Origin of the sequence: Micromonospora sp. NBC_01655, from assembly GCF_026339755.1 — a bacterium.
Lineage (GTDB): Bacteria > Actinomycetota > Actinomycetes > Mycobacteriales > Micromonosporaceae > Micromonospora.
Window position 1 is genome coordinate 1,863,820 of record NZ_JAPEQF010000001.1, and the last position, 26,162, is coordinate 1,889,981.

General features: G+C 73.9%; 36 protein-coding genes. 28 read left to right on the plus strand and 8 right to left on the minus strand.

What is annotated here, in order from left to right:
* Positions 1 to 63 precede the first annotated feature (63 nt).
* On the plus strand, positions 64 to 594 hold the full coding sequence (locus OOK41_RS08775) for a DUF6232 family protein (protein ID WP_266263817.1): 531 nt from the start codon (positions 64 to 66) through the stop codon (positions 592 to 594).
* A 16-nt stretch (positions 595 to 610) separates the two neighbouring features.
* On the opposite strand, the gene OOK41_RS08780 is transcribed toward OOK41_RS08775, so the two are convergent.
* Together OOK41_RS08780 and OOK41_RS08785 are read right to left on the minus strand one after the other, a co-directional pair.
* Positions 611 to 937 carry a DUF3817 domain-containing protein gene (locus tag OOK41_RS08780; RefSeq protein WP_266263819.1) on the minus strand — a complete coding sequence of 109 codons (327 nt, stop codon included), beginning with the start codon at positions 935 to 937 and terminating at the stop codon, positions 611 to 613.
* 50 nt (positions 938 to 987) lie between these two features.
* A complete protein-coding gene (locus OOK41_RS08785; protein WP_266267758.1) occupies positions 988 to 1,452 on the minus strand; it encodes a hypothetical protein in 465 nt (154 codons plus the stop codon).
* A 123-nt stretch (positions 1,453 to 1,575) separates the two neighbouring features.
* Here OOK41_RS08785 and OOK41_RS08790 point away from each other — a divergent pair, with 123 nt between their 5' ends.
* From OOK41_RS08790 to OOK41_RS08800, 3 genes are read left to right on the plus strand one after another with little or no spacing between them, the layout of a single operon-like run.
* The gene (locus OOK41_RS08790) at positions 1,576 to 1,887 is read left to right on the plus strand and encodes a DUF6158 family protein (protein ID WP_117670798.1); all 312 of its coding nucleotides are present in this window, start codon (positions 1,576 to 1,578) and stop codon (positions 1,885 to 1,887) included.
* Positions 1,887 to 2,222, plus strand: a complete 336-nt coding sequence (locus tag OOK41_RS08795) for a hypothetical protein (protein WP_117670800.1) — start codon at positions 1,887 to 1,889, stop codon at positions 2,220 to 2,222. Before OOK41_RS08790 ends, OOK41_RS08795 begins: the two co-directional genes overlap by 1 nt.
* 54 nt (positions 2,223 to 2,276) lie before the next feature.
* Positions 2,277 to 2,816, plus strand: coding sequence for a DUF1360 domain-containing protein (locus OOK41_RS08800; protein WP_266263822.1), 540 nt, complete (start codon positions 2,277 to 2,279; stop codon positions 2,814 to 2,816).
* A 51-nt stretch (positions 2,817 to 2,867) separates the two neighbouring features.
* Here OOK41_RS08800 and OOK41_RS08805 read toward each other — a convergent pair whose 3' ends face one another.
* From OOK41_RS08805 to OOK41_RS08815, 3 genes are all read right to left on the minus strand, one after another.
* On the minus strand, positions 2,868 to 3,068 hold the full coding sequence (locus tag OOK41_RS08805; RefSeq protein WP_266263823.1) for a hypothetical protein: 201 nt from the start codon (positions 3,066 to 3,068) through the stop codon (positions 2,868 to 2,870).
* 99 nt (positions 3,069 to 3,167) lie between these two features.
* Positions 3,168 to 3,398 (minus strand): hypothetical protein, encoded by a 231-nt coding sequence (locus OOK41_RS08810; RefSeq protein WP_266267759.1) that lies wholly within the window; start codon positions 3,396 to 3,398, stop codon positions 3,168 to 3,170.
* 471 nt (positions 3,399 to 3,869) lie between these two features.
* On the minus strand, positions 3,870 to 4,964 hold the full coding sequence (locus tag OOK41_RS08815) for a 3-deoxy-7-phosphoheptulonate synthase (RefSeq protein WP_117670806.1): 1,095 nt from the start codon (positions 4,962 to 4,964) through the stop codon (positions 3,870 to 3,872).
* Positions 4,965 to 5,278: 314 nt separating this feature from the next.
* Between OOK41_RS08815 and OOK41_RS08820 the strand changes: the two genes are divergently transcribed.
* From OOK41_RS08820 to OOK41_RS08875, 12 genes are all read left to right on the plus strand, one after another.
* The gene (locus OOK41_RS08820; RefSeq protein WP_266263825.1) at positions 5,279 to 6,433 is read left to right on the plus strand and encodes an alkaline phosphatase PhoX; all 1,155 of its coding nucleotides are present in this window, start codon (positions 5,279 to 5,281) and stop codon (positions 6,431 to 6,433) included.
* Positions 6,434 to 6,459: 26 nt separating this feature from the next.
* Positions 6,460 to 6,675, plus strand: a complete 216-nt coding sequence (locus OOK41_RS08825) for a hypothetical protein (RefSeq protein ID WP_117670810.1) — start codon at positions 6,460 to 6,462, stop codon at positions 6,673 to 6,675.
* 120 nt (positions 6,676 to 6,795) lie between these two features.
* The gene (locus tag OOK41_RS08830; RefSeq protein WP_117670811.1) at positions 6,796 to 8,088 is read left to right on the plus strand and encodes a pitrilysin family protein; all 1,293 of its coding nucleotides are present in this window, start codon (positions 6,796 to 6,798) and stop codon (positions 8,086 to 8,088) included.
* Positions 8,089 to 8,173: 85 nt separating this feature from the next.
* A complete protein-coding gene (locus OOK41_RS08835) occupies positions 8,174 to 9,520 on the plus strand; it encodes a pitrilysin family protein (RefSeq protein ID WP_266263827.1) in 1,347 nt (448 codons plus the stop codon).
* 278 nt (positions 9,521 to 9,798) lie between these two features.
* Entirely contained in the window at positions 9,799 to 10,824 is a 1,026-nt protein-coding gene (locus OOK41_RS08840; protein WP_117670815.1) for an aspartate-semialdehyde dehydrogenase, read from the plus strand.
* A gap of 92 nt (positions 10,825 to 10,916) precedes the next feature.
* The gene (locus OOK41_RS08845) at positions 10,917 to 11,357 is read left to right on the plus strand and encodes a PPOX class F420-dependent oxidoreductase (protein WP_117670817.1); all 441 of its coding nucleotides are present in this window, start codon (positions 10,917 to 10,919) and stop codon (positions 11,355 to 11,357) included.
* 140 nt (positions 11,358 to 11,497) lie between these two features.
* Positions 11,498 to 11,914 (plus strand): CBS domain-containing protein, encoded by a 417-nt coding sequence (locus OOK41_RS08850; protein ID WP_266263830.1) that lies wholly within the window; start codon positions 11,498 to 11,500, stop codon positions 11,912 to 11,914.
* A gap of 158 nt (positions 11,915 to 12,072) precedes the next feature.
* The gene (locus tag OOK41_RS08855; RefSeq protein WP_266263832.1) at positions 12,073 to 12,444 is read left to right on the plus strand and encodes an SCP2 sterol-binding domain-containing protein; all 372 of its coding nucleotides are present in this window, start codon (positions 12,073 to 12,075) and stop codon (positions 12,442 to 12,444) included.
* Positions 12,444 to 14,504 carry a glycogen debranching N-terminal domain-containing protein gene (locus OOK41_RS08860; protein ID WP_117670825.1) on the plus strand — a complete coding sequence of 687 codons (2,061 nt, stop codon included), beginning with the start codon at positions 12,444 to 12,446 and terminating at the stop codon, positions 14,502 to 14,504. The genes OOK41_RS08855 and OOK41_RS08860 overlap by 1 nt, the downstream gene beginning before the upstream one ends.
* A 266-nt stretch (positions 14,505 to 14,770) precedes the next feature.
* A complete protein-coding gene (locus tag OOK41_RS08865) occupies positions 14,771 to 15,520 on the plus strand; it encodes a 1-acyl-sn-glycerol-3-phosphate acyltransferase (RefSeq protein WP_266263835.1) in 750 nt (249 codons plus the stop codon).
* Positions 15,521 to 15,605: 85 nt separating this feature from the next.
* A complete protein-coding gene (locus OOK41_RS08870; protein WP_266263837.1) occupies positions 15,606 to 16,238 on the plus strand; it encodes a cysteine hydrolase family protein in 633 nt (210 codons plus the stop codon).
* Positions 16,239 to 16,243: 5 nt separating this feature from the next.
* Complete coding sequence (locus OOK41_RS08875; protein ID WP_266263839.1) at positions 16,244 to 17,185, plus strand: GlxA family transcriptional regulator; 942 nt, start codon at positions 16,244 to 16,246, stop codon at positions 17,183 to 17,185.
* 126 nt (positions 17,186 to 17,311) lie between these two features.
* Here OOK41_RS08875 and OOK41_RS08880 read toward each other — a convergent pair whose 3' ends face one another.
* A complete protein-coding gene (locus OOK41_RS08880) occupies positions 17,312 to 17,644 on the minus strand; it encodes a hypothetical protein (protein ID WP_128763650.1) in 333 nt (110 codons plus the stop codon).
* A gap of 67 nt (positions 17,645 to 17,711) precedes the next feature.
* Here OOK41_RS08880 and OOK41_RS08885 point away from each other — a divergent pair, with 67 nt between their 5' ends.
* From OOK41_RS08885 to OOK41_RS08905, 5 genes are all read left to right on the plus strand, one after another.
* A complete protein-coding gene (locus OOK41_RS08885) occupies positions 17,712 to 18,830 on the plus strand; it encodes a hypothetical protein (protein ID WP_266263841.1) in 1,119 nt (372 codons plus the stop codon).
* Between the two features lie 61 nt (positions 18,831 to 18,891).
* Positions 18,892 to 19,374 (plus strand): GNAT family N-acetyltransferase, encoded by a 483-nt coding sequence (locus OOK41_RS08890; protein WP_266263842.1) that lies wholly within the window; start codon positions 18,892 to 18,894, stop codon positions 19,372 to 19,374.
* 146 nt (positions 19,375 to 19,520) lie between these two features.
* Entirely contained in the window at positions 19,521 to 19,946 is a 426-nt protein-coding gene (locus OOK41_RS08895) for a hypothetical protein (protein ID WP_266263843.1), read from the plus strand.
* A 179-nt stretch (positions 19,947 to 20,125) separates the two neighbouring features.
* Entirely contained in the window at positions 20,126 to 20,758 is a 633-nt protein-coding gene (locus OOK41_RS08900) for a hypothetical protein (RefSeq protein ID WP_266263845.1), read from the plus strand.
* A gap of 106 nt (positions 20,759 to 20,864) precedes the next feature.
* Positions 20,865 to 21,047, plus strand: a complete 183-nt coding sequence (locus OOK41_RS08905; protein ID WP_117670838.1) for a hypothetical protein — start codon at positions 20,865 to 20,867, stop codon at positions 21,045 to 21,047.
* A gap of 182 nt (positions 21,048 to 21,229) precedes the next feature.
* Here OOK41_RS08905 and OOK41_RS08910 read toward each other — a convergent pair whose 3' ends face one another.
* Positions 21,230 to 21,445 carry a winged helix-turn-helix domain-containing protein gene (locus tag OOK41_RS08910; protein ID WP_266263847.1) on the minus strand — a complete coding sequence of 72 codons (216 nt, stop codon included), beginning with the start codon at positions 21,443 to 21,445 and terminating at the stop codon, positions 21,230 to 21,232.
* A 219-nt stretch (positions 21,446 to 21,664) separates the two neighbouring features.
* Between OOK41_RS08910 and OOK41_RS08915 the strand changes: the two genes are divergently transcribed.
* Both OOK41_RS08915 and OOK41_RS08920 read left to right on the plus strand, forming a co-directional pair.
* Entirely contained in the window at positions 21,665 to 21,868 is a 204-nt protein-coding gene (locus tag OOK41_RS08915; protein WP_266263848.1) for a hypothetical protein, read from the plus strand.
* A 184-nt stretch (positions 21,869 to 22,052) separates the two neighbouring features.
* On the plus strand, positions 22,053 to 22,829 hold the full coding sequence (locus OOK41_RS08920) for a hypothetical protein (protein WP_266263849.1): 777 nt from the start codon (positions 22,053 to 22,055) through the stop codon (positions 22,827 to 22,829).
* A gap of 55 nt (positions 22,830 to 22,884) precedes the next feature.
* On the opposite strand, the gene OOK41_RS08925 is transcribed toward OOK41_RS08920, so the two are convergent.
* The gene (locus tag OOK41_RS08925; protein WP_266263851.1) at positions 22,885 to 23,565 is read right to left on the minus strand and encodes an NUDIX hydrolase; all 681 of its coding nucleotides are present in this window, start codon (positions 23,563 to 23,565) and stop codon (positions 22,885 to 22,887) included.
* A 112-nt stretch (positions 23,566 to 23,677) separates the two neighbouring features.
* Here OOK41_RS08925 and OOK41_RS08930 point away from each other — a divergent pair, with 112 nt between their 5' ends.
* The 5 genes from OOK41_RS08930 (at position 23,678) to OOK41_RS08950 (ending at position 26,162) form a co-directional block, all read left to right on the plus strand.
* Positions 23,678 to 25,132, plus strand: a complete 1,455-nt coding sequence (locus tag OOK41_RS08930) for a hypothetical protein (protein ID WP_266263853.1) — start codon at positions 23,678 to 23,680, stop codon at positions 25,130 to 25,132.
* Positions 25,133 to 25,134: 2 nt separating this feature from the next.
* Positions 25,135 to 25,299, plus strand: a complete 165-nt coding sequence (locus tag OOK41_RS08935) for a hypothetical protein (RefSeq protein WP_266263855.1) — start codon at positions 25,135 to 25,137, stop codon at positions 25,297 to 25,299.
* A 3-nt stretch (positions 25,300 to 25,302) separates the two neighbouring features.
* Positions 25,303 to 25,515: a hypothetical protein gene (locus OOK41_RS08940; RefSeq protein WP_266263857.1), complete on the plus strand. Its 213-nt coding sequence runs from the start codon at positions 25,303 to 25,305 to the stop codon at positions 25,513 to 25,515.
* A 75-nt stretch (positions 25,516 to 25,590) separates the two neighbouring features.
* Positions 25,591 to 25,935, plus strand: a complete 345-nt coding sequence (locus OOK41_RS08945) for a hypothetical protein (protein WP_266263859.1) — start codon at positions 25,591 to 25,593, stop codon at positions 25,933 to 25,935.
* Positions 25,932 to 26,162 carry a hypothetical protein gene (locus OOK41_RS08950; protein ID WP_266263861.1) on the plus strand — a complete coding sequence of 77 codons (231 nt, stop codon included), beginning with the start codon at positions 25,932 to 25,934 and terminating at the stop codon, positions 26,160 to 26,162. The genes OOK41_RS08945 and OOK41_RS08950 overlap by 4 nt, the downstream gene beginning before the upstream one ends.

Sequence of the window (26,162 nt, forward strand, 5' to 3'; positions counted from 1 at the left end):
TCCCGTAGGCGTCGACCGGCGTCGCGGGGACCGCTCCCGGCCCCTCAGCCGTGGGAGACAGCCGTGATCCGAGATGGCTCCGCCACCCGCCAGCGCCGGTCACCGAGGGTGACCCCCGCGCCCCCTGCCCTGCTCTACGCCCAGCCCGGGATCGTCGTGACGGCGGACCGGTTCACCGTCGGCCGCAGCAGCTTCGCGATCGCCGAGTTGACCCACCTGCACACCACCCGAGGCCCGCACGACCGGCTCGCCGTCCGGGCCGTGGCGGTGACCGCCGTCATGATCGCCGGGGTGGGGCTGGTGCTCGGCTTCACCGGCGGCCTGCAACGGCTGACCGCCGGGGCGTACCTGGCCCTCGGGGCGGTGGCCCTGCTGCCCGTGCTGCTCGCGCTGGCCGGCGACCGCTGGCGTCCGCCGCCGTACGAGCTGTGGGGCTGGCACCGGGGCGTCGAGGTGCTGCTGTTCAGCAGCGACGACCAGCGGCAGTTCGGGCAGGTCAGCCGCGCCGTGCACCGGGCCCGCGAGGGCGTGCGGTACGGCGGCTGGGGCGCCGCGCCGGCCACCGCCGAGGAGTTCTGGCGCCCGGACCGCTGACCCGGCCGGGTCAGCCTCAGCCGGCGACCGGCTCCGGGGTGCGGGTGGGCTGGGGGGCCACCCAGTGGCTCACCCGCCGCTCGGCGTAGAAGGACACGAAGGGCACCGTGCCGGCGAGCATCACCAGCAGCATCCGCTTCAGCGGCCAGTCCGCCCGGCGGGACAGGTCGAACGTCGCCGCCAGGTAGAGCATGTAGAGCCAGCCGTGCGCGGTCCCGACGACCGCGACCACCGTCGGCTCGTCGAACGCGTATTTCAGCGGCATGCCGATCAGGACCAGCACGGCCAGCGCCACGCCCACGATCCAGGCGATCGCGCGGTACCGGGTAAGGGCTCCGCCCACCTTCGTCCGTCCTTCCGAACCGGCCTCGGCCGGGTAGTCGCGTACCGGCGTCAGCCGGGATAGTCACCGGGCCGGGCGCCCGGATTGGCGTTCAACCAGGCCAGGTAGCGGTTGTACGCGGCCAGGTCGGCGTCCTCGGGCCCGCCGGTCGGCGTCGCCGCCACCCGGGCGACCCGCACGGGTCGGCGTACCCCCGTCGGGGCGCCGGACGACGGGGCCGCGCCGGCCGGCGCCGCCGGGCCCGGGGCCGCGCCGGCCGGGACGTCGCCGCCCGCCTGCTCGCCGGCCGTCGGTGGCCCGTCGGCGGCGGAGCGCAGGGTGTGTCGCAGTTCACGCCACCAGACGAAGACGACGAACGCCGCGAAGACCGGCCACTCGACGGCGTAGCCCCAGCTGATGGAGTTGCCGTCGGCGGCCCGGGTGATCTGCCACCAGCCCAGCCCGAGAAAGCCGACGACCAGCACGACCATGGCCACGTGGCGGGCGATCCACGCCGGTGTCCAGAGCCGCTTCATGGGTTCGAGGGTACCGGGAGCCGGGGCGTTCTCCGACGCGGCGTCGTAGTTCGGGGGTTTGGTGGTGGCCGGTGTGGGCATCCGTCTAGACGCCAGCCCAGACGAGACGAGGGGGGGGCGACGATGACCGAATCAGTGCGGCAGCCCGGCGGCCCGGTCGAAGCCAGCCCGGAGCAGCGGCTGCCCGAGTGGGACGGCGACCACGTCCACGACATGTCCGCCGACGGCGAGCTGGGGATCGACCCCGCCGAACTCGCCGACGAGGACCTGATCCGCGAGATGCACAGCCTGCACCGCACCCGGCTCGACACGCTGCGGCACGCGGCGGACTCGGCGCTCGCGAACCACCTGCGCCGTACGGCGGAACTGGAGACCGAGTACCTGGCCCGGCACCCGGGCCGCGAGGTCGACCCGGCCCGGTTGCGGGACGAGTGATGGGGGCGCACGCGGAGCGCGGCATGTCCGCGCCGCCCGAGGTGGTGTTCAGCACGGCGACCGACCCGGACCGGGCCGCCGCGTGGCTGCCCCAGCCGCTGCGGTCCGACGGCGCGAGCCGCCCCGACGTCAGCACCGGGCCGCTGCGGGCCCGGTGGGCCAGCGCCTCCGCCCCCGAGTGGTCGGCCGAGATCCGGGTGGAGCCCGCAGACGCCGGGGGCGCCCTGGTCCGGCTGGACCTGGCCGGGGCGTCCGGCCAGGCGGATCCGGGGCTGGCCGACGAGACACTGGCCAACCTCGCCCGCGAGGTGGCCGACAACCTGACCGCCGGCTGAGCCGGTCGCCGGACCCGCCGCCGGCGGCCCGCGCACAGAACGAGGAGACCGGGTTTGAGCGACAGCAGCCTGAGGCAGAAGGTGGCGCGGCTGCGCCAGGCGTACGCGCCGCACGAGCACCGCCCGCTCGGCGGCTACCTGGTGGCGATGGGCACCTACGCGGGGGTGACCGCGATGCTCGCCGCACTGGTCAGGGCGGCCGGCCGACCGGTGCCGGAGCGGCCCAGCCCGGCCGACGTGCTGCTGCTCTCCGTCGCCACCCACAAGCTGAGCCGGCTGCTGTCGAAGGACGCGGTGACCAGCCCGCTGCGCGCCCCGTTCACCCGGTACGACCGCCCGATCGGCTCCGGCGAGGTGATGGAGCAGGTCCGGGACTCGGGCAGCCCCACCCGGCACGCCATCGGGGAGCTGCTGAGCTGCCCGTTCTGCCTGGCGGTCTGGGTGGCCACCGGGCTGACCGGCGGCCTGGTGCTGGCCCCCCGGCTGACCCGGCTGGTGGCCACCGCGCTGACCGCGGTGGCGGCCTCCGACTTCCTCCAGATGGGCTACGCCGTCGCCCAGCAGGCCGCCGAGGGCGGTCACGACAAGGACTGAACCGGGTACGGGGGAGGGGTCGGGGCCGCCCGGCCGCCTCCCCGTCCGGCGTCAGCGCTGCATGCCGGACCAGCCGTGCGGCGACTCCGGCTCGCGCTCCTCATCGTCCTCGTCGCCGGTGATGATGTCCCGGTCGACGGCGGTGCGGTCGTGCTCGTCGGCGAAGTCCGGTTCGGGGGTGCTGTCCCCGCCCTCCGGCGGCTGGCCGAGCGCCGGGACGTGCGCCTCCCGCTGCTCCTCGCGATCGGTCATCCTCGCTGTCCTCTCCGTGGTCGTGCGGGACCGGTGCGGCGGCCGGGCCGGGTGGAGGCGTCGTGCCGCTGCGGGCTCGTGCCGCCCGGATCCGAGGCGTCAGGCGGGCGACCCGCCCAGCAGGTCGGCGGCCTCGTCCACCGCGTACTCGCCCTCGGGCAGGGCGGCGATCCGGGTGAGCAGCGCCGCGGCCAGCTCGGCGGCGACGGCCCGGCGGTAGATGTCTGCCTGGCTGATCCGCTCCTGGCCGTGGTAGATCTCGTCGAGCAGTTCGTCGAGCGGCCGGGTGTCCGGCTCGGTGTCGCCGGCCGGCTCGCTGTCGGCGGGCAGATCGGTGTCGGCGGCCAGCTCGGCGTCGTCCACGGGTGCGTCCGTCACGGATGGGTCGTCGGTCACGACGGTCGGCTACCCGAGCCGGAAACGGTCAAACGTCACCCGGCCCGACTCGGCCCCCGGCTCGGCCGGGTGTGGTGACGGCCGTCACGTTCGAGGCCCGGAACACCAACCGGGCCCCCGCCGGTTGTGGGGTGTGTCGGTGTGCCCAGTGTCCCCGGGCCTCACCTGAATTGCCTTCGCGGAACACCGTCCGGCTGGAGCCGCGTCGCGCCACGCGCCGAGAGGCGACCTGCACACCGACACCCAGTGGTGCCCCCGACCTCCGGCCGGGGGCACCACTGCCTTCCCCCTCCCCTCCCCACGTGCGTTGATCAAGAGCTTTGCGCCAGGTCCGGCGCGATTCCTGACGCAAAGCTCTTGATCAACCGGGCGGGGGCGGGGGAGCCGGCGGTGGGTGGGGTGGGTTTAGGCCGGGGTGGTGAGGGGGGCCGTGGTGGTGCGGCGGGTGCGGACGGCGGCGGCGAGGGTGGCGAGGACCTCTTCCGTGGTGTCCCAGCCGAGGCAGGCGTCGGTGACGGAGCGGCCGTACTCCAGCTCGCGGGTGGGGTCGAGGTCCTGCCGGCCGGGGAGCAGGAAGCTCTCCAGCATGATGCCGACGATGCCCCGCTGGCCGGCGGAGAGCTGGTCCGCGACGTCGGCGGCGACCAGCGGCTGGCGGCGGTGGTCCTTGCCGCTGTTGGCGTGGCTCGCGTCGACCACCACCCGCTCCGGGAGGCCGGCCGCGCGGAGCAGGTCCAGCGCCCCGGCCACCGAGGCGGCGTCGTAGTTCGGGCCGTCGTTGCCGCCGCGCAGCACGAGGTGGCCGTCGGCGTTGCCCCGGGTGTGCATGATCGCCGGGGTGCCGGAGACGTCGATGCCGGGGAAGACGTGCGGGACGCCGGCCGCCCGGATGGCGTCCACGGCGGTGCCGATGCTGCCGTCGGGGCGGTTCTTCATGCCGATCGGCATGGACAGGCCGGAGGCGAGCTGCCGGTGCACCTGGCTCTCCACCGTGCGGGCGCCGATCGCCCCCCAGGCCACCGTGTCGGCGATGTACTGCGGGGTGATCGGGTCGAGGAACTCGCAGCCCACCGGCAGGCCCAGCCGCAGCACGTCCAGCAGCAGCGCGCGGGCGGTGCGCAGGCCGGTGTTCACGTCGCCCGAGCCGTCCAGCCCGGGGTCGTTGATCAGGCCCTTCCAGCCGACCGTGGAGCGCGGCTTCTCGAAGTACACCCGCATCACGATCAGCAGGTCGTCGGCGAGCCGGTCCGCAGTCTCCCGCAGCCTGGCCGCGTAGTCCAGGGCGGCGGCCGGGTCGTGCACCGAGCACGGGCCGACCACCACCAGCAGCCGGTCGTCGGCCCGGTCGAGCACCCGGCCGACCGCGCGCCGGCCGTCGAGCACGGCCTCGGTGAGCGGGGCGTCCAGCGGCAGGTGGTGGTGCAGCAGGGCCGGGGTGGTCAACGGCACGACGCGATCGATCCGCTGGTCGATGACGCGATGGCTGTCCGGGGTGGTCACGGTGGGGTTCCTTCCGCCGACCGTGCCCCGGGGCCGGCGCCCGAGGTCGAGCCGGCTGCTCGTACGCAAAAGGGCAGGAACCCGTGTCCCTGCCCGGCCGGCTCGAAGAGGAGTGACGTCAGATCATGGTGAAGTCACCGGCTCCTCCAGCCGGCTGCCTAAACCATCGATACCACCGCGTCACGGCGACCAGCGTACCCGACGCGGCGGGAGAGACTCATCCGACCGTCGGCAAAGCCTCGCCTGGCGTTCACCTTCATCGATGGATTGGTCGGTAGCCTCGACGGCACCACGCCATCTCCGGGGAGGTTCGAATGGACCGTCGTACGCTGCTGCGCGCCACCGTCGTGAACGGGGCCGCCGCCTTCGCCGGCAGCCTGTGGTCCTCCGCCGCGCTGGCCGCCCCGGCCCAGCCCGGGGTAGGTCCGTACGGGCCGCTGGGCGCCGCCGACGCCAACGGCCTCCAACTCCCCGCCGGGTTCACCGGCCGGGTGGTCGCCCGGTCCCGGCAGGCGGTCGCCGGCACGTCGTACACCTGGCACGACGCGCCCGACGGCGGGGCCTGTTTCCCGGCCGGAACCGGGTGGACCTACGTCTCGAACTCCGAGATCACCCCCGGCGGCGGTGCGTCTGCGGTGCGGTTCGACGCCGACGGGACCATCGCCTCGGCGTACCGGATCCTGTCCGGGACCAACCAGAACTGCGCCGGGGGCGCCACCCCGTGGGGGACCTGGCTGTCCTGCGAGGAGGTCAGCCGCGGGTTCGTCTACGAGACGTACCCGCAGGGCGGGACGGCGGCGGTGCGGCGAGCGGCGCTGGGCCGGTTCAAGCACGAGGCGGCGGCGGCCGACCCGGTCCGCCGGGTGATCTACCTGACCGAGGACGAGACGACCGGCTGCTTCTACCGGTTCCGGCCGACCGTCTGGGGCGACCTGTCCGCCGGCACCCTGGAGGTGCTGGTCGCCGGGACCGCCACCAGCGGCCCGGTGAGCTGGGCGCCGGTGCCCGACCCGGACGGCTCGCCGACGACCACCCGGCAGCAGGTGTCCGGGGCGAAGAGGTTCGACGGCGGCGAAGGCTGCTGGTACGCCGACGGGACCTGCTGGTTCACCACCAAGGGCGACAACCGGGTCTGGGCGTACGACGCGGTCGGCCAGCGGATCGACCTGGCGTACGACGACTCGCTGGTGACCGGCGGCACCGCCCCGCTGACCGGGGTGGACAACATCACCGGCACCCGCTCGGGCGACCTGTACGTGGCCGAGGACGGCGGCAACATGGAGATCAACATGATCACGCCGGACGGGATCGTCACCCCGTTCCTGCGGATCACCGGCCAGGGGTCCTCGGAGATCACCGGGCCGGCGTTCTCCCCGGACGGCACCCGGCTCTACTTCTCCTCCCAGCGCGGCACCTCCGGCTCGTCCTCTGGCGGGATCACCTACGAGGTGCGTGGCCCGTTCCGCTGAGCCGTGCACGGGGTACAGAGGCCGGCATGACGAATGCCCACAGCGACCAGGCCCGGATCGAGTCCCGGGCCCACCTGCTGCCCGAGGAGGCCGCCGCCGGCAGCGACGACCCACGGGCCCAGGCCGCCGCCATCCTCACCGAGTCGGACCTGCGGGAGCAGGACCAGAGCGCCGCCCCCGACACGGTGCCGGAGCAACGCACCTCGGAGGAGACCGTGACCCCGATCGAACCCCCCGACTGAGCCGACCCGGCGCGGCGGCCCGTCCGCGCTCCCGCCGCACCCGGCCGGGGCGACGACGCGTCGCCGCGCCGACCACGCGCGGGTCACCTCTCCGTCCCCGCGATCGGATAGCGTCGGGCCATGCCCGACAGCGGTTACCCCTGGCCGATCGAAACGACCCGACTGGACAACGGCCTGCGCGTGGTGGTGAGCGAGGACCGCACCGCCCCCGCGGTCGCCGTCAACCTCTGGTACGACGTGGGCTCCCGGCACGAGCCGGACGGGCAGACCGGGTTCGCCCACCTCTTCGAGCACCTGATGTTCGAGGGCTCGGTGAACGTGGCGAAGACCGAGCACATGAAGCTCGTCCAGGGCGCCGGCGGCTCCTTGAACGCCACCACCAACCCGGACCGGACGAACTACTTCGAGACGGTTCCGGCCGAGCACCTGGAGCTGGCGCTCTGGCTGGAGGCCGACCGGATGGGCGGCCTGGTGCCGGCGCTGACCCGGGAGACGCTGGACAACCAGCGGGACGTGGTCAAGAACGAGCGCCGCCAGCGCTACGAGAACGTGCCGTACGGCGACGCGTGGCTGCGGCTGCTGCCGCTGCTCTACCCGCCGGGGCACCCGTACCACCACGCGACGATCGGGTCGATGGCCGACCTGAACGCCGCCGACCTGGCCACCTTCCAGGACTTCCACCGCACCTACTACGCGCCGAACAACGCGGTGCTGACCGTGGTCGGGGACGCCACCGCGGCCGAGGTGTTCGCGCTGGCCGACAAGTACTTCGGCGCCCTCCCGGCCCGGGAGTCGATCCCGGCCGCGCCGGACGGCCGGCACGTGCCGGCCGGTGGCGGGCCGGTGACGGAGACCGTCCGGGGCGCCGTGCCCGCGCCCCGAGTCTTCGTCGCGCACCGCACCCACGCCTTCGGCACCCCCGGGTACGACGTGCTCACCGTCCTCGCCACCGTGCTGGGCAGCGGCCGGGGCAGCCGGCTCTACCAGCGCCTCGCCGACGGCGAGCGGATCGCCCAGCCCGACCTGGTCGGCGCGTACGGGGTGGACCTGGCGCACGCCCCCGCCCCGCTGATCGCGACCGCCACCGCCCGGCCCGGGGTGGGCGGCGAGCGGCTGGCCGCCGGGGTGGCCGAGGTGGTCGACGAGCTGGCCACCGTGCCGGTCACCGCCGCCGAGCTGGACCGGGCCAAGGCGCTGCTGAGCACCGGATGGTGGCGGCAGATGTCCACGGTCGACGGACGCGCGGACGTCCTCGGGCGGTACGCCACCCAGTTCGGCGACCCGGCCGTCGCCGCCGAGCGGCTGCCCGCCTGGCTCGCGGTGACCGCCGACCAGATCGCCGCGCTCGCCGCCGAGGTGCTGCGCGCCGAGGACCGGGTGACCCTGGCATACCTGCCCGAGGAGAGCGCGTGAGCGCGACGAGCGAGCGGCGCCGCCCGGTGGTCCGCCACGATCCGCTGCCCGCCGGCCCCGCAGTCGTGAACGGAAGGAAGTCCCGATGAGCCTGATCGCCGACCGTCCCGGGCCGGGGCTGGCCCGGCCGTACCGGTTCCCGCAGGTGGTGCGCCGTGAGGTGGCCGGCGGCCAGGTCGTCGCCGCGCACCTGCCCGGGCAGAACCTGGCGGTGGCGCTGCTGCTGCTCGACGCCGGCGCCGGCCGGGAGCCGGTCGGCCGGGAGGGGCTCGGCGCGGTGCTGGCCAAGGCCCTGGAGGAGGGCACCACGCAGCGGGACGCCACCACGTACGCGCTGGCCGTGGAGGGGCTCGGCACCGAGCTGGTGACCGGGCTGGACTGGGACTCGTTCCAGGTCAGCGTCCAGGTGCCGGTGGACCGGCTGCCCGCCGCCGTGGAGCTGCTCGCCGAGGCCGTCCGGACGCCCCGACTGGACCCGGACGACGTGCGGCGGGTCCGCGACGACGAGGCGACGGCGCTGCGGATGGACTGGGCGAACCCGGGCCCCCGGGCCGAGGCGGCGCTGCGGGCCGACCTGTTCGGCGCGGAGAACCGGTGGGGCCGGCCGATGTACGGCGACCCGGACTCGGTGGCCGGCCTGGACGTCGAGGACGTCACCGTCTTCCACTCCGAGTGGTTCCTCCGCCCCGGCACCCTGATCGTCGCCGGCGACCTGGAGCGCCTCGACCTGGACGCGCTCGGCGCGGCGGCGTTCGCCGGCACCGGCGGCGGCCCGGTCACCCCGGGCGGCCCGATCGACGTGTCGCTGCGCGCCGGGCGGCGGATCATCCTGGTCGACCGGCCCGGGTCGGTGCAGTCCACGCTGCGGCTGGGCCATCCGTCGCCGCACCGGGCGCACCCCGACCACGTGCCGTCGCTGCTGGCCGGCACGGTGCTCGGCGGGGCGTTCACCTCCCGGCTCAACCACCTGATCCGCGAGGTGCGCGGCTACACGTACGGCATCCGGGGCGAGTTCGCCTCGTCCCGCCGGTTCGGCCGGTTCGCGGTCAGCTCGGGCGTGCAGACGGCGGTGACCGCGCCGGCGCTGGTGGAGGCGGTCGGCGAGATCAGCCGTACCCAGGCCGGTGGGGTGACCTCCGACGAGCTGGCCGTGGCCCGGTCCTGGCGGGCCGGCCAGCTCTCGGTCGAGTTGCAGAGCCCCCGGGCGATCGCGTCGGCGCTGACCACCCTGGTCGTGCACGACCTGCCGGACGACTACCACGCCCGGCTGCGCGAGTCGCTGCTCGCCGCCGACGTCGACCAGGTCTCGGCCGCCGCCGCGACCCACCTGCACCCGGAGTCGCTCACCCTGGTGGTGGAGGGCGACGCCGCGCTGATCCGCGACGACCTCGCCGCCACCGACCTCGGCGAGATCGTCGACCCGCCCCGCTGACCCCACCCACGGCGGCCCGCCGACCGGCCCGCGCGGCGAAGGGAGATGTGATTCCCGTCGCGCGGGCCGTGGTGGCTGCCGGGCCGGCGGCGCCGGGGGTGCGGCGGATGTTGCGGCCCGGCGGCCGGGTCGCCTGCGATCTTCCGGGCGACGCCCCACGCCGGGGTCGTCGTTGCGGCTGCCGGGGTGGTCGGGGTGGGTCGGATCACGGCCGGGACGGGGCCGGGCGGTGGGAAAGCGTTCCCGGCCGGGGCGTCGACCTGGGTAGCCTCGCGGGCATGAGGATCGGCATTGTGGGGGCCACCGGCCAGGTCGGTGGCGTGATGCGGCAGGTGCTGGCGGAGCGCGAGTTCCCGGCGGAGCAGGTGCGGCTGTTCGCCTCCGCCCGGTCGGCGGGGCGCGCCCTGCCGTGGCGGGGCGGCGAGGTGACCGTCGAGGACGCGGCCAGCGCCGACTACTCCGGGCTGGACGTCGTGCTCTTCTCCGCCGGAAAGGGCACCGCGAAGGAGTTGGCCCCCCGGGTCGCCGAGACCGGCGCGGTCGTGATCGACAACTCGTCGGCGTTCCGGACGGACCCGGACGTGCCGCTGGTGGTCGCCGAGGTCAACCCGCACGCCGCGGCGAACCGCCCGAAGGGCATCATCGCCAACCCGAACTGCACCACGATGGCCGCGATGCCGGTGCTGCGCCCGCTGCACGCCGAGGCGGAGCTGGTCGCTCTGGTCGTCTCGACGTACCAGGCGGTCTCCGGCGCCGGCCTGGCCGGCGTGGCCGAGCTGGAGGAACAGGTCCGCAAGGTGGCCGAGCAGGCCGCGGGGCTGGCCTTCGACGGCGGGGCCGTGGAGTTCCCGGCGCCCCGGGCCTTCGCCCGGCCCATCGCGTTCAACGTGCTCCCGCTCGCCGGCTCGATCGTCGACGACGGCTCCGAGGAGACCGACGAGGAGCAGAAGCTGCGCAACGAGAGCCGCAAGATCCTGGAGATCCCCGGGTTGAAGGTCTCCGGCACCTGCGTCCGGGTCCCGGTCTTCACCGGCCACTCGCTCCAGATCAACGCCCGGTTCGCCCGGCCGATCACCCCGCAGCGGGCCCGCGAGCTGCTCGACGGCGCGCCCGGGGTGGCCCTGTCCGACGTGCCGACCCCGCTGCTCGCCGCCGGCCAGGACCCGACGTACGTGGGTCGGATCCGCGCCGACGAGACGGTGGAGCACGGGTTGGCCCTGTTCTGCTCCAACGACAACCTGCGCAAGGGCGCCGCGCTGAACGCGGTGCAGCTCGCCGAACTGGTCGCCGCCGAGGGCCGCTGACCCCGCTCCCGCCGGCCGGGTCGTCGCATCGGCCGGCCGGCGGGCCGCGCGTCGGGTTGGATGGACCCAGGTACGACGACCTGGAGGCTGCCGTGGCGGACGAGACGACCCGGCGCGCCCTCACCGAGCTCATCGCGGGCCGGTGGCTGGGCGTGCTGGCGACCATCAAGCGGGACGGGCGCCCGCAGTTGTCGAACGTGGTCTACTCCTTCGACCGGGGGGCCGGGCTGATCCGGGTCTCGGTCACCGACGGGCGGGCCAAGACCGCCAACCTGCGCCGGGACCCCCGCGCCAGCTTCCACGTCAGCAGCGACGACGGCTGGGCGTACGCGGTGGCCGAGGCGCGGGCCGAGCTGACCCCGGTGGCGCGGCGGGCGGACGACGCGACGGTGGAGGAGCTGATCGGGCTCTACCGGGCCGTGCAGGGCGAGCATCCCGACTGGGACGACTTCCGGGCCGCGATGGTCGCCGAGGGGCGGCTGGTGCTGCGCCTGCACGTCGAGCGGGTCTACGGCATGCCACCGCGCGGCTGAGCCCCCGCCCCTCGCCCCTCGCCGCGCGGCGGGTCCGCCGAGACGCACCGGCTCCCGCCCGACGCACCGGCCGGCCGGTCCGCGTTACCCCTCGGGGCGGGCGGGTAGACCGCGGGTGCCGACACCGAGAGGGGAGCACCATGACAACGGTCGGAGAGTTCATGACGACCCGGTTGGTGACGATGGACGGCAACGAGACGCTCACCACCGCGGCGCGGGAGATGCGCGACAGCGCCATCGGCGACGTGGTGGTGACCAACGGCGCCGACGTGGTCGGCATCGTCACGGACCGGGACATCACGGTCCGGGGTGTCGCCGAGCAGATGGACCCGAGTTCGACCCGGCTCAACCAGATCACCAGCCGGGACGTGGTCACGGTGAGCCAGTACGACGACGCGGTGGCCGCCGCCGACCTGATGCGCACGTACGCCGTACGCCGGCTGCCGGTGATCGACGACGGGCGGCTGGTCGGTTTGATCTCGATTGGTGACCTCGCGGTCGAGCGCGAGCCGCAGTCGGTGCTGGCGGACATCAGCGCCGACGAGCCCAACAACTGACCGTCCGCCGCGGCGTGCCGGCCCCCGCCACCCGGGGGCCGGCGTCGCGTCGTCCCGGGCCGCCCACCCGCCTCACCCGATCCGGGCGAGGTTGACCGCGCACCGGACGGGGACCCTCCTGCGACGTCGAACGCGGATCGACGGGAGGAGAGGGCCCGATGCTGGACGCGACCACCACGTTCTTCGAGAACCTGGACCGGCGGGGTTACGAGCCACTGCTGACCAAGGTCTCCGGAACCCTGCGCTTCGACCTGCACGAGGGTCCGCAGACCAGACACTGGCTGCTGGTGATCGACCGGGGACGGCTCCGGGTGAGCCAGGAGGACCGGGAGGCCGACACGGTGATCGGGACCAGCCCCGCGCTGTTCGAGGACCTCGCCGCCGGCCGGGAGCACGGCCTGGCGGCGCTGCTGCGTGGTGACATGACGGTGACCGGTGACGCCCGGCTGGTGGTGCAGGTGGAGCGGATCTTCCCCGGCCCGTCGGACAGCCGGGGGCCGCGTCGGCTCTTCCACCAGGAGGTGCGCTGATGGCGCAGGCCAACACGGTCCGGATCCTCGACGGCAACACCTTCGTGGTGTCGGAGGACACCGGCGACATCGAGGCGACGCCCACCGAGCCGACCGGGCTGTTCTCCATCGACACCCGGTTCCTGTCCCGCTGGGTGCTGACGGTCAACGGCGAGCGGCTGAACTCGCTCTCCTACGACGACCTCCAGTACTACGAGGCGCGGTTCTTCCTGGTGCCGGGGATGGCGACGCACTACATCGACGCCAAGCTGTCGATCATCCGCGAGCGGACGGTCGGCGGCAGCTTCCACGAGCAGCTGACCATCCTGAACCACGACGAGAAGGCCGTCGACCTGGAGATCAGGATGGACGCCGGCGCCGACTTCGCCGACCTGTTCCAGGTCAAGGACGAGATCCTGAACAAGAAGGGCGAGACCTACGCCGAGGCCGAGCCGGACCGGCTGCGGCTGGGCTACCGGCGGGGCAACTTCCGGCGGGAAACGGTGATCTCCTCGTCGCAGACCGCCCGGTACGACCGCAACGGCTTCGCGTACAGCGTCCACCTGGAGCCGAACGAGCAGTGGAACGCGGACATCGAGGTGCAGACGTTCGCGCTCGGGCCGGGCGGCCGGGACCTGCGGATGGGGCTGCTGGCGCACAGCGGCGAGCGGCTGGCCCTCCAGCACGACCTGGAGGAGTGGATCGCCGCCGCGCCGAGGGTGAACTCCGAGTGCGAGCACCTGTCCCGCACGTACCGGCGGAGCCTGGTCGACCTGGCCGCGCTGCGCTTCTCGCCGCTGTCGCTCGGCGGGCAGACGCTGCCCGCGGCCGGACTGCCCTGGTTCATGACCATGTTCGGCCGGGACAGCATCCTGACCTGCCTACAGGTCATGCCGTTCGCCCCGGAGATGTCCCGGACCACGCTGCGCATCCTGGCCTCGTTGCAGGGCACCCGGTTCGACGACTTCCGGGACGAGGACCCGGGGCGGATCCTGCACGAGATGCGCTACGGCGAGACGGCCGCGTTCGAGGAGCAGCCGCACTCGCCGTACTACGGCTCGGTGGACGCGACGCCGCTGTTCCTGGTGCTGCTCGACGAGTACGAGCGGTGGAGCGGAGACGTGGCGCTGGTCCGGGAGCTGGAGCAGGAGTGCCGGGCCGCGCTGAGGTGGATCGACGACTACGCCGACCTGGTCGGCAACGGCTACATCTGGTACGAGCGGCGCAACACCGACACCGGCCTGGAGAACCAGTGCTGGAAGGACTCCTGGGACTCCATCTCGTACCGGGACGGGCGGTTGCCGGGGTTCCCCCGGGCCACCTGCGAGGTGCAGGGGTACGCGTACGACGCGAAGGTCCGGGCCGCCCGGATGGCGCGCGAGTTCTGGGGAGACCCGGCGTTCGCCGAGCGGTTGGACCGGGAGGCGGCGCAGCTCAAGGAGCGGTTCAACCGCGACTGGTGGGTGGACGACGGGCAGTACTTCGCCCTCGCCCTGGACTCGGACGGCCGGCAGGTGGACGTGCTCAGCTCGAACATCGGTCACCTGCTGTGGAGCGGCATCGTCGACCAGGACCGGGCCGAGAAGATCGCCGGGCACCTGATCGGGCCGCGACTGTTCTCCGGCTGGGGGGTGCGGACGCTGGCCGAGGGCGAGGTCAGGTACAACCCGATCGGCTACCACAACGGCACGATCTGGCCGTTCGACAACTCGTTCATCGCCTGGGGGCTGCGTCGGTACGGCTTCGCGGAGGAGGCCGCGACCATCGCCGACGGCATCCTCGCCGCCGCCTCCTACTTCGACGGGCGGCTGCCCGAGGCGTTCGGCGGGTACCAGCGCGAGCTGACCAAGTTCCCGGTGGAGTACCCGACGGCGTGCAGCCCGCAGGCCTGGTCGACCGGTGCCCCGATGCTGTTGCTGCGCACCATGCTGGGTATCGAGCCGCACGAGGGGCACCTTTCGGTCGAGCCGCGACTGCCGGTCGGCATGGGGCGGATCGAGGTGCTGGACATCCCGGGCCGCTGGGGCCGGGTCGACGCCTTCGCCCGCGGCCGGCTGGACCTGCACAAGCTCGCCACCTGACCGGCCGGCCCCCGATCCGCTCCCCGCGGGCCGGGGGCCGACCGACCACGTGACATCCGGTGTCGAGTGCTCGACGACGCGTTGCGCCGCGCCATGGTCGCCCCGCCCCGACCTCCACGCCGTCTGCCCGGGAGCTGGTCGCCCCGCTGCTCGCCGTCGCCCACCGAGGACAGGCCCGCGCAGCGGTCCCTCGCCGGCCCGGCGTCCGCGCCGCGGCGCGGCGCGCGGCCCTTCGTGCCCCGCCGTCAGCAGGGTAAAGTCGCCGAATGCCGGAACTCGTGTACCCGCCCGTGATCACCGCCGCCAAGACGATGTTCCGGGTTCTCGACCTGCGCCTGAAGGTGGAGGGCAGCCACCACGTGCCGCGCACCGGCGGCGCGGTCATGGCCAGCAACCACGTGAGCTACCTGGACTTCATCTTCTGCGGGTTCGGCGCGCACCCGTCCCGCCGGCTGGTCCGGTTCATGGCCAAGCACGAGGTGTTCGCGCACAAGATCTCCGGCCCGCTGATGCGCGGCATGAAGCACATCCCGGTGAACCGGCGGGCCGGCGCCGCCTCGTACAACGCGGCGGTGGACGCGCTGCGCGGCGGCGAGGTGGTGGGCGTCTTCCCGGAGGCCACCATCAGCCGGTCGTTCACCGTCAAGGATCTCAAGAACGGGGCGGCCCGGATGGCGCAGGACGCCGGCGTGCCGCTGCTGCCGATCGCGCTCTGGGGCACCCAGCGGCTCTGGACGAAGGGCCGTCCACGCACCCTCACCCGCCGGCACACCCCGATCACCATCCTCGTCGGCGAGCCGATCGACCCGGCCGCCCACCCCGACGCGAACGCGATGAGCGCCGAGCTGAAGACCCGGCTGACCGCCCTCGTCGACCGGGCCCAGCGGGAGTACCCGGACTCGCCGGCCGGCCCCGACGACGCCTGGTGGCAGCCGGCGCACCTCGGCGGCACCGCGCCGACCCCGGAGGAGGCCGCCGCGCTGGACCGGCCCGCCCGGCGTACCCCGGCAGCCTGACGCGGCGCCGGGCTGGCCGGATCGTTCCGGGGCGGGGCGCGATGGTGCCTGCCATCGCGCCGCCCGCCCGGCGAGGATTGCCCGCATGACGAGATCCGCACTGCTCATCATCGACGTCCAGGAGTCCTTCCGGCAGCGCCCGATCTGGGCGTACGCCTCGCGGCCCGACATCGTCGGCCAGGTCACCCGGCTGGTCGACGCCGCCCGGTCCCGGCGCGATCTGGTCGTCTGGGTGCTGCACGCCGAGCCCGGCACCGGCACCGTCTTCGACCCGGCGTCCGGCCACGTCCGGCTGATCGACGGCCTCTGCCCGGCGGACGGGGAGCCGACGCTGGTCAAGACCGCCCACAACGCCTTCACCACCACCAACCTCCAGCAGTTGCTCACCCTCGCCGGGATCGTCGATCTGGCGGTCTGCGGCATCCGCACCGAGCAGTGCGTGGAGACGACCGCCCGGCTCGGCTGCGACCTCGGCTACCGGATGACGTTCGTGACCGACGCGACCGTCACCTTCCCCACCCCGCACCGGGACCTGCCGGCGACCGCCACCCTGGCGGAGATCCTCGCCGACCCGCGCACCCTTCCGGTCGAGGAGATGGTCGCCCGGACCGAGTACGCCCTCGCCGGCCGCTTCGCCACGATCGGCACCGTCGCCGAGCTGACCGGTGACGAGGCGGGGCAGCAGTCCGGGGCCGTCCTGGCCGACGCCCGGGGCTGACGCCGGTGGCCCGGGTCGTCTTCCTGCTCGTGCCGCAGTTGCACCTGCTGGACCTGGCCGGCCCGGCCCAGGTCTTCTCCACCGCCGCCGACCTCGGGTTCGACTACCGGCTGCACTACGTCGCCGAGCGGCCCGAGGTGCCGACCGTGCAGGGCGTATCGCTGCGGGCCGACGTCGGGTGGCCGGAGCTGGACCGGGAGGATCTGCTGGTCGTACCCGGGTGGCGGGTGCGCGCCCACGGCCCGCCGGGGCCGGTCGATCCGGCGGGGCTGCGCTGGCTGGCCGGCCACCACGCGGCCGGCGGCACCGTCGCCAGCGTCTGCGCCGGCGCGTACGCGCTCGGCCGGGCCGGCCTGCTCGACGACCGGCGCTGCACCACCCACCACGAGGTGCAGGACGACCTGGCCCGCCGGTTCCCGGCGGCCCGGGTGGTCCGCGACGTGCTGTACGTGGTGGACGACCGGGTGGTCACCTCCGCCGGCATCGCCAGCGGCATCGACGTGGCGCTGCACATGGTGGCGACCCGGCACGGGCCGTCCGCCGCCGCCCGGATCGCCCGCTCCCTGGTGGTGTACGCCCGGCGCAACGGCGACGAGCAGCAGGCCAGCGCGATGATGCGGCACCGGTCGCACCTGTCCGACGCGGTGCACCGGGCGCAGGACCTGATCGACGCCCGGTACCCGGACAAGCTGCCGCTGGCCGACCTGGCCGCCGCCGGAGGTGTCGCCGAGCGCACCCTGACCCGGCTGTTCCGGCAGGCCACCGGGCTGACCCCGCTCGGCTACCAGCAGTTGCTGCGGGTGGAACGCGCCGAACACCTGATCGGCCACGGCGCCACCGTCGAGGCCGCCGCCCACGCGGTCGGCTTCGGCGACGCCCGGATGCTGCGCCGGCTCCGCGCCCGCGGCCGGCCGGACGAGAGTCAGGCGGCACCGAGTCGGGGGTGACCGTGCCGCCCCGGCCTCCCGCCGGGCGGTCTCCGCCGCACGTCCAACCCTCACTGGCGTCCAGCCCCTGCCGCGCGTCCAGCCCCTGCCGCCGGTCAGCGCCCGTTGCCCAGCCCTTGTCGCCGGTCAGTCGGGGTGGCCGGCGACCCGCTCCGCGTGGTGCGCCACCGTCGCGCCGAAGATGCCGTCCAGCCGGCCGCACGAGCGGCACACCAGGTCCCGGTCCACCGGCCCGCCGCAGCCCCCGCAACGACCCACGTCGTCCGGGTCGGTCCACCGGCCCAGCGCCTCGCTCAGCGCCCGGGCCGACCGGTCGGTCAGCCGGAAGGAGCCGCGTAGCCGGCCCACCCGCAGGTCGACCGTCGCGACGGGCTCGGCGGCGGGATCGTCGTAGGGAGCGATCCGGGCGAGGAACCGTTCCAGCGCCTCGATCGGGTCGGCCGGCGGCTGAATCGTCACCCGGACACCGTAGCGCCACGCCCGTGCGCCGTCTCCCGGCGTGCGGCGCTGTTCTAACCTCGCGACCATGTGGAACGTCAGGGATGGACGACGTCGGTCGGTGGACCTGGTCGCGCAGGCTCGCGCCGAGGCCGGGCGCCGCCACGCCGACGAGGCCACGCACCCGGCCGCCCCGGCCCGCCCGTCGGAACGCAGCGGCCTGCTGTTCGGGCTGATCGTGCTCGGCATCGTCGGCTTCTTCGTCGTGCAGGGGGTCTTCGGCGACGAGGTCCGGGCCTGGCTCCAGGAGAACGCCTGCGCGGTCACCGGCTGCACCGGTCCCGGCATGGCGACGGCGGGCTGGCTGCTGATCGCGCTGCCCCTCCTGTACGTGGCTACCGTCGGGGCATGCTGGTCCCGGCTGCCCGGCCGGGCCCGGCCGGTCGTGATCCTGGTCGGGGCGCCCCTGGTCATGTCCGGCCTCCTCTTCGTGCCCGGCCGGCGCATCGACCTGGACGAACTCGTCGACGGCCCCGGGCAGTACGCGACGGCCACCGGCATCACCTGGGCCGGGGCCGGCGTCGGGCTGTTCGTGCTCGCCCTCCTCGTCGTCCCGGTGCTGGCGAAGAACCGGAAGGTGTCCCTGCCGACCGCCTGGACGCCGCTCGTCGCCGCCGGGGCGTGCCTGGCGATGCTCGGCGTGGCGCTGGCCCGGGTCGACCCGGTCCCGGTCACGGCCGACCTGGCGTTCCCGGAGCGCACCTTCACCGTCGAGGGGGACACCCTGACCCGCACGTCGGCCGCTGACCAGCGGGGCTGCGCCGGGGTGCTGGAGGACGACGGTCCGCTGGACGGCTGTCTGCGTACCGTCAGGGGAAGCTGGACCACCGACGACAGCGACGCTGTGGTGCGGCTCGCGGCGGTCCTCTTCCCCAGCCGGTCGGCGGCGCGCGAGCGCCGGGGGTCGCTGCCCGACGGCACCGGGCAGGCCGGGATCACCGGCGAGGCCATCGATGTGGTGTCCGTGTCCGGGAACTGGGTGCTGTTCACCGGCGTCGGGCACGCCGACGGGCGGGCCGTCGCCGGGACCGAACGCGGCTACCTGCTCTGGGCGGCCACCCAGGTCGGGTACCGGTTCATCGGCCACCAGGTCGGACTGCTGGTCTCGCCCACCCCGAAGGACGGCATCGGCCCCCGGACGCCCTGACGGTGGTGGAACCCGGATTAGTGCGTCAAGAGGCCGGCGGGGCGCTCGGTAGGGTGCCGGGATGCCGTCCCTGCGCCTTGATAAGGTCACCCCGGCCAACGTCGATGCCGCATGCGACCTGAGGGTACGGCCGGACCAGGAACACCTGGTCGAGTCGGTCGCCCGGTCGTTGGCCGAGGCGTACGTCTGGCCGGACGTCGCCTGGCCCCGGCTCGTCTACGACGGCGACGAGCTGGTCGGCTTCCTGATGGGCTTCTTCCGCATTCCGTGGCGGGAGGACACCCCGACCGACCTGCGGTCCGGGCTGTGGCGGCTGAACATCGCCGCCGAGAAGCAGGGGCGCGGGTACGGGCGCTTCGCCGTCCGGTCCCTGGCCGAGGAGGCGCGGCGGCGCGGGGAGACCCGGATCCACACGACGTGGGAGCCGGGCGACGACGGGCCGGAGGAGTTCTACCTGCGGCTCGGGTTCCGCTTGAACGGAGAGCGCAGCGGCGGCCAGACTGTCGGCGAACTGGACCTGGCCGCGTTCCTTGCCGTCACCTGACAATCGGCCGGCGCCGAGCCGGTTGCCGGCCGGATCGCCCGCAGCTGCACCCGGGCCCGGTCTCCCGGGCCGGCTCCTCGCCCCGTTGTCCCGCCGACCGGGCGGCGGTGTGGCCGGCCCGGTACCGGATGACGGATGATCATGCCATGAGAGTCGCGGTCAGAGTCCGCCTCGGCGGTCCCGAACGGGCACTGGCGGAGCCGGCCGCGCTGCGGCGGGCGCTGAAGGAGTCGTTCGGGCGGATCGTGATCGACGGCCTCGACGAGGTCGACATCTTCCTCACCCTGGGCGGATCGATCACGAGCGCCGAGGGCGACGGCGGGGTGCACAATCTCCGGTACTCGGCCGTCCGGCGGCGGCTCACCGTCAACGTCGTCGTACCGGCCTCGGAGATCGGGCGTGACTCGACGGCCGGGGCGCTCGCCCCGTACCTCGACGAGCTGGCCCGCCGCATTGCCGGGCGGTGCGCGCCCCGGGACTGCGCCGCCGTCTCCCAGGCGCTGGCGGGGGCGGGCCGGGAGGCGCTCGCGGCGATCCCCGGGCCCGGACCGTCCGGCCCGCACGGCGGCTGAGCCCACCCGGCCGGGAACGTGGTCGGTCCGCCCACCGGGAAGCCCCGGCGGGGTCGCGTCGGGGCGCGGCCCGTCGAGTTCGCCGGCCGGCGCGGGCACCGGTGTGGTGGACGCCCCGCCGGCTTTGACGGCGGTGTTACCTTCACGCCATCGCCGCCCTCGCCAGGCAGGAGCCAACCGTGCAGAAGAGGTATGTCGGTCTGCTGGCCGTCATGGTGGCGACGGCGTGCCTCGCCGTCGTCGGCGCCCTCGGCGGCGGGTACCTGGCCGACCTCACCACCTCCCGGTCGGCGGACCCCGTCGTCGCCGCCACCGCCAGTGCCACGCACGCCGCCCGTGTCACGCCGGTCGCCACCGAGAGTCCCGACCGCACGTCGACCGGTTCCGGGAACGCCGACCCCAGCCCGCCCGAGTCGCCGGCGAGGGAGCAGCCCACGAGGCGGACGTACCAGATCGACCGGCTCATGTACGAGCAGGCGTCGATGAGCGTCACCCTGGTCAGCGCCGAGGTCAACGGCGGCAAGCTGCGGCTGAACCTCAGGTACCGTAACGGCTCGCTGGTCCCGTGGCCGGTGAGCTGCCCGACCGCCGCCGTCGACCTGATCTCCTCATGGATCACCCTGGCGGACGGTCGGATCGTGTACCCCGAGAACACCTGGTGCGCCACGACGCGCCCCGGTGAGTCCTTCAGCATCGCGCCGAACACCCAGGCGACCACCTGGGGTGTCTACCCGGTGGTTCCGGAAACCGGGTCGTCCTTTGAGCTGACCTGGTACGACTTCCCCACCCTCGACGACATCCGGCTCCGGTGACCGCCCTGCGCCGTACCACGACCGCCGGTGCGACCGGAAGGCTGCCCGGCCGCACCAGGGATCCGCTGGTCGGGTCAGGAGTGGCCACGAGGGTACGATCAGGACCGTGGAGCCCACCTCCCGCGCCGTACTCGCCTACTTCGTGTTCGTCGCCGCCGGGTATCTCCGCTTCGGTGTCGCGACCGCCGCAGCGCGGCGGTCGCGCCGCAAGGCTCGATGGTTCAAGCTCGCCGCCGTCGCGATGCTGCTCGTGGGTGTCGGCCTGCTCGGCTCGATTCTGCGCTGGTGATCCAGGTCGACCGACGGCTCAACGGGTCCGGTCGACTGAGGAAAGTAGCTGTGCGCCCGGCAGGATTCGAACCTGCGGCCTTGGGATTAGAAGAACTCCCGCCCTTAGCGCTGTGGCGACCTGCGTAAACGCAGGTCGCAGAGGAACGAGTCCCGGCGGATACTCTGCTCTCTGCTACAGCGCTATTCGACGACGTACACCCCGGTGCCTGCTCGGCCCACGGTGAGCCCGCGGTCCCGAGTCAGCTCCAAGGCGCGCTGGATCGTGCTCACGCTCACCGAGTACAGGTCGGCCAGCTCCCGGAGCGTAGGCAGCTTGCTGCCGGGCGCGTACTCCCGAGCGCGGATGCGGGCGGTCAGGTCGTCCGCGATCTGGCGCGACGACATTGGCATGGGCATGCAGATCTCCGGTGTCCCGTCCCTGGTTGGCTCGCCGATGAGATCACGGCCGCCACGCCGCCTCAAGCAGTGATTGACCTGTGGTCAGTCTGTGACCTAGCGTGGGCCCGGGTACTTCGTCTCTGGTTGGCGCCGGGCGGGGCTGCCCTGGTCCGGGCGGGGGCGGTACGCCCGTACCGTCCCGCCCGGCCCCCCCACCTCCCCCGCGACGGAGGCCCCATGGACGAGCGCGAGCACACCGGCCCGCTCCCACACGCGCACCCCGTGGCGCACGGCCGACCCCCGGTCGCCGACGGGCAGACGATCCCCCAACCGCCGGCCCCGGCCGCTCCGCCGCTGACCCGCCGCCAGTACCTGGCCGGCTGGCTCTGCGCCGCCGTCGTCCTGGTCCTGCTCGTCGCCGGCGTCCTGGGGCTGCGGTGACCGCCGGCCGGGTGTGGTGGCGGCTGATGGTGCGTCACAGGCCCGTCGACGGCCGGTGCCCGGTGTGCCGGGTGCGCCGCTGCGGAGACCGCGCCTACGCCCGGACCGCGCTGATCGTCGCCGGACTGTGGCACCTCGGGCCGCCAGCGGACCTGTGAACACCGCCCCGACGAGAGGAACCACCTTGACCACCATCCACCAGTGCGGCACCCGTACGGTCACGCTGGCCAGCGCGACCCGCGTCGGCGGCCGCGATGCGAACGCCGACGCCGCAGCGGTCGTCGGCACGCCCCTCGGTGTCGGCGCGGCGGTGATCGACGGCATCGGCTCCAGCCCAGCCGTGGTGGCCGCCGCCCAACTGGCCGCCTGCACCGCAGCGGTTGTTGCCGCGCACCGGGGCGCCCAGGCCGGGATCATGGCGGCGGCCGACACCTACCCGGACTACCCTGGCGCCCCCAATGCGGTCGGCGCGGTCGTCTCGGTCGAGCCGGGCGGGCGCATCGAGATCGCGCACGTGGGCGACTGCGCGGTGTGGACCTGGTCCAAAACCGGCGGTCTGACCCGATGGACCGTAGACCAGACCGCCGGCCAGCACGTCACCCACATGCTTGGCAACCCGGGCCTGACTGAGCTGGACCGGGCCGCGCTGGCCGAGCACGGCGACCAGGTCGTTGGCGCGCTGGCCGACTACGTGCTCAACGGCCTAGTCTTCGCGACCATCAGCACGATCTCGTGGACGCCGCTGCGGGGGCCGGCCGGCGTCGCCGACCTGGTCCTGCTGACCAGCGACGGCGTGCACAAGGCGTTGCCGGCCGCCCGGATCGCCGAGCTGGCCGAGACGCACGTCGAGAATGTTCAGGCGCTCGCCGATGCGCTGGTCGACGTGGCCGTGACCGAGCCGCGCGCCGACCCGGACGAGACCGCCGACAACGCGACGGCCGCCGTGATCCGGCTGGCCTGACCCGGGTACGCGACCGCCCCCGACCAGCACGGTCAGGGGCGGCTTAGCGTCGGGGCTACGCGCTGTCGGGCAGCTCGCGCTGGAGGTGGAGCAGGACGGGCTCGTAGACGCCGGGCAGCAGCTCCCCGACCTCGTCCAGAGTGATCCAGCGGACCTCGGCCAGCTCGTCCTCATCGCCCACAAACACGTCCAGCCTGCCGAGCGGGTAGCAGGCGAGGTAGATCATGGTTCGCCCGGTCTTGGGGTGAACGCGCCGCCCGATCTCACGCTGCGCCGCGCGGACCAGGAGCCCGGTTTCCTCCTTGACTTCGCGCACGGCCGCGTCGGCCGGTGACTCGCCCGGCTCGATCTCGCCGGCGATGAAGGTCCAGAGCGGCCTGCCGTCGTGACGGCGGCCGACCAGGACCCCGCGCTCGCTGGTGACGATGCTGGCCACTACCGGGCTGGGCTCGGGTTTCGTTGCGGCGTCGGGCACGTGGTCTCCCTTCCTGGGGTCGGCCTGTCGCCGGCGGGCGATGAGGCGGTCGACTGCTTCAATGGCGATCTTTCGGTAGCGGCCCCGCTCGGTGAGGTACCAGTCGACGCCCTCCGCGCCGAAGTGTCCGGAGTCCACCAGGCGCCGGATCGTCTGGCCGCTGTCGCCGAATCCGGCTGCGATCAAGCGGTCGCGGACCTGGTTGACGGTCAGGTAACCGCTCTCAGCCACGTCGTCTCCCAGGTCTTCCAGGTCTATCAAGATGGCCAATGGTCGCACGGCCAGACCCGGCATGGGAGCAAGTAGTGGGCTCGGCATGCAACACACCCTACCAAGCTTTCCAACCTTTCCAACGTGTGTCATGCTGGCCGGCATGCAGATCCCCGAGTCGATCCGACCCACGATCGACGCCGTCCTCGCCTGGCTGGTCGGCTACGGCCAGCCGATGCTCTTCGGCGCCGGAGTGGTGGCTGCGCTGCTCGCCCTCGCCCTGATCTGGCGGTTCCTGCGCACCGGTGAGGTGCACGAGAAGCTCGGCGTGGTCGCGGTCAGCCTGGCCACCCTCTTCGCGATGGAGGGCATGTTCGAGGTCGCCCACGGGCCCCTCGGCCTCAACACCGCCGGGTCGCTGATGTTCTGCGCCACGTTCGAGGTGGTGATGCTGCACCAGGGCAGCCTGGCCGCCCACAAGCTCGCCGCCGCCGCCGAGGGTCAAGCCCCGGACATCACCAGGCACATGCGGTTCGTGTGGCTCGTCGCGGTCGCCTCCGGTGTCATCGCCTCCACCGCCTCCAACTCCGTCACCGAGGTGGTGCTCCGGCTCGTCACCCCGCCGCTGGCAGCCGGCATCTGGTACATGAGCCTGTACGCCGACGTCGAGCCCGCCGAGCGGCAGCCGTCCCGGTGGATCTGGACGCCGCAGCGCATCGGCGTGCGCCTCGGCCTGCTCAAGCCGGGCACCGTGGACGACCTGACCGAGGTGTTCGCTCAGCGGCGCATCGTCGCCCTGGTCGACGCCGGCATGGAGCTGTACGTCCAGCAGCAGGCCGCGAAGCTGGGCGGCGGGCGCCCGGCCGAGCCGGCGCGGCGGTGGCGTCGTCGGACGCGCGACCCGCTCGCGGAGGCACTGCGCCGGCTCCAGCAGCTCACCAAGGCCGCCGACGCCGACACGGTCCAGGCGGCCCGGGAGCAACTGCGCCGGGTGCTGTCGATCGAAACCGAGCTGTTCCGGGACGACACCCAGCCGACACTCCGCGAGCGGGAAATCATGGACGAGGCCCGGCTGTCGATGCGGCAAGCGACCGCTTCCCTCCGTGCCCAGGTGGACCAGGTTCGGACCATCGACGGCATCCGGATGCCGGCCGCCATCGCGGACCAGATCCCGGACCAGATCCCCGCCGACTGGATCGCCCGGCACCAGACCATCCCCGGCCGCCCGCAGCGGACCAACCTGGCTGCCTCGTCGGCTCACCGCGAGCTGCCTGCTGCGCCGCGCCGTGAGCCGGTGGCTGCGCCGACAGCGGCTCAGCGCGAGCCCCACTGCGAGCCGGCCAAGGCCGCCCCGGGTGAGCCGCACCGTGAGTCGATCACCGACTCACCGCGCACCGCCGTAGCGGCTCACGCGCCGACTCAGCGCCGACTCACCGAGCGGCTCACGGCCGACTCATCTCGCGCCGACGACCGCAAGCTCCGGACGGCTCACGCCCGACTCACCAAGCGGCTCGACCGTGAGCCGTCAGGCGCGGAACTGGCCGAGGCGACGGGCGTCAGCAAGGCCACCGCCAACCGCTGGAAGAGCAACCGGGCCAAGGCCCAGAAGGAGAGCTGACCGTGCCGAAGAAGACCATCGCCGACCTGGAGCGGGACCTGATCGCCGCGAAGGGCGACCCGCAGCGGCACACCCAGCTCCGCCAGGACATCCGCGCCGCCGGCCTGCCGCACCTCGCGGCCGAGCTGGACCGCATCGCCAACACCGACCCGGACCGGGAGGGCTGACCCATGTTCGGCAGGAAGCGGCCCGAGCCGCCCGTGCGGCAGGACCAGGTCGCCCGGCTCATCAAGGCGACCGACGACGAGGACACCGCCGCCGCCCGGGACATCGACAGCCCGCAGTTCGGGCGCGCCCGGGCGGTCCGGGACGCGGTGGCGAGGGCGTCCACCCCGGCGGAGATCGACGCCGCGTACAACGCGTGGCGGCGCGGCGCCCGCTGACCCACCCACGCGGGGCCCGGCCTACGCCTGGACAGCCCGGCCGGGCCCCGCACCTACAGAGAGGCACCACCCATGATGACCGCTCCCTACCGGGTCGCCGGCACCGTGCCGGCCGACTCGCCGCTGCGGGCCCTCGCCGGCCACACCATCACCTTCCCCGCCCGCACGCAGGACGACGCCAACCGGCGGGCGGCCGAGCTATGCCAGGCCGGTGCCGTGCCGGTCGTCTGGCTGACCCGGCCCATGCCTTGGACGCCCATCGCCCTTGGCCTGGCCGGTGCGGTCCTCGGCGCCCTGGCCGCCGCGCTCATCGCGATCCTGGAGGGCCACGAGCTGCTCGCCGGGATCGCCGCCGGCGCCATGGTCGTGAACGGCCTCCTGCTGTTCCCCGCGCTCGCCCACCTGGAGATGGACCGGTGACCATCTACCGCGTGCACGTCTTCGACGGCCAGTACGAGGTGCTGCACAAGCGCGTCATCACCTACCAGCTCGACCTGGAGGGCCCCGGCGTCGATGGGATGCTCGACCGCCTGCTCCAGGCCCTCACCCGGGCGGCGCGGGCGGAGAACGAACCGATGGACTCCCCGCGGCTGGAGATCCGCGACACCCGGACCGGCACGACGGTCCTCGACTGGCTGGGGGGCTGA

Bases quoted from the DNA above. Each gene is read 5' to 3' on its own strand.
- OOK41_RS08910 (WP_266263847.1), bottom strand. From the start codon at position 21,445: ATGCCCATGCCAATGTCGTCGCGCCAGATCGCGGACGACCTGACCGCC.
- OOK41_RS08930 (WP_266263853.1), top strand. From the start codon at position 23,678: ATGCAGATCCCCGAGTCGATCCGACCCACGATCGACGCCGTCCTCGCC.
- OOK41_RS08840 (WP_117670815.1), top strand. From the start codon at position 9,799: ATGAGGATCGGCATTGTGGGGGCCACCGGCCAGGTCGGTGGCGTGATG.
- OOK41_RS08790 (WP_117670798.1), top strand. From the start codon at position 1,576: ATGACCGAATCAGTGCGGCAGCCCGGCGGCCCGGTCGAAGCCAGCCCG.
- OOK41_RS08890 (WP_266263842.1), top strand. From the start codon at position 18,892: ATGCCGTCCCTGCGCCTTGATAAGGTCACCCCGGCCAACGTCGATGCC.
- OOK41_RS08895 (WP_266263843.1), top strand. From the start codon at position 19,521: ATGAGAGTCGCGGTCAGAGTCCGCCTCGGCGGTCCCGAACGGGCACTG.
- OOK41_RS08940 (WP_266263857.1), top strand. From the start codon at position 25,303: ATGTTCGGCAGGAAGCGGCCCGAGCCGCCCGTGCGGCAGGACCAGGTC.
- OOK41_RS08850 (WP_266263830.1), top strand. From the start codon at position 11,498: ATGACAACGGTCGGAGAGTTCATGACGACCCGGTTGGTGACGATGGAC.
- OOK41_RS08820 (WP_266263825.1), top strand. From the start codon at position 5,279: ATGGACCGTCGTACGCTGCTGCGCGCCACCGTCGTGAACGGGGCCGCC.
- OOK41_RS08795 (WP_117670800.1), top strand. From the start codon at position 1,887: ATGGGGGCGCACGCGGAGCGCGGCATGTCCGCGCCGCCCGAGGTGGTG.
- OOK41_RS08805 (WP_266263823.1), bottom strand. From the start codon at position 3,068: ATGACCGATCGCGAGGAGCAGCGGGAGGCGCACGTCCCGGCGCTCGGC.
- OOK41_RS08945 (WP_266263859.1), top strand. From the start codon at position 25,591: ATGACCGCTCCCTACCGGGTCGCCGGCACCGTGCCGGCCGACTCGCCG.
- OOK41_RS08865 (WP_266263835.1), top strand. From the start codon at position 14,771: ATGCCGGAACTCGTGTACCCGCCCGTGATCACCGCCGCCAAGACGATG.
- OOK41_RS08885 (WP_266263841.1), top strand. From the start codon at position 17,712: ATGTGGAACGTCAGGGATGGACGACGTCGGTCGGTGGACCTGGTCGCG.
- OOK41_RS08860 (WP_117670825.1), top strand. From the start codon at position 12,444: ATGGCGCAGGCCAACACGGTCCGGATCCTCGACGGCAACACCTTCGTG.
- OOK41_RS08855 (WP_266263832.1), top strand. From the start codon at position 12,073: ATGCTGGACGCGACCACCACGTTCTTCGAGAACCTGGACCGGCGGGGT.
- OOK41_RS08915 (WP_266263848.1), top strand. From the start codon at position 21,665: ATGGACGAGCGCGAGCACACCGGCCCGCTCCCACACGCGCACCCCGTG.
- OOK41_RS08785 (WP_266267758.1), bottom strand. From the start codon at position 1,452: ATGAAGCGGCTCTGGACACCGGCGTGGATCGCCCGCCACGTGGCCATG.
- OOK41_RS08870 (WP_266263837.1), top strand. From the start codon at position 15,606: ATGACGAGATCCGCACTGCTCATCATCGACGTCCAGGAGTCCTTCCGG.
- OOK41_RS08825 (WP_117670810.1), top strand. From the start codon at position 6,460: ATGACGAATGCCCACAGCGACCAGGCCCGGATCGAGTCCCGGGCCCAC.
- OOK41_RS08835 (WP_266263827.1), top strand. From the start codon at position 8,174: ATGAGCCTGATCGCCGACCGTCCCGGGCCGGGGCTGGCCCGGCCGTAC.
- OOK41_RS08830 (WP_117670811.1), top strand. From the start codon at position 6,796: ATGCCCGACAGCGGTTACCCCTGGCCGATCGAAACGACCCGACTGGAC.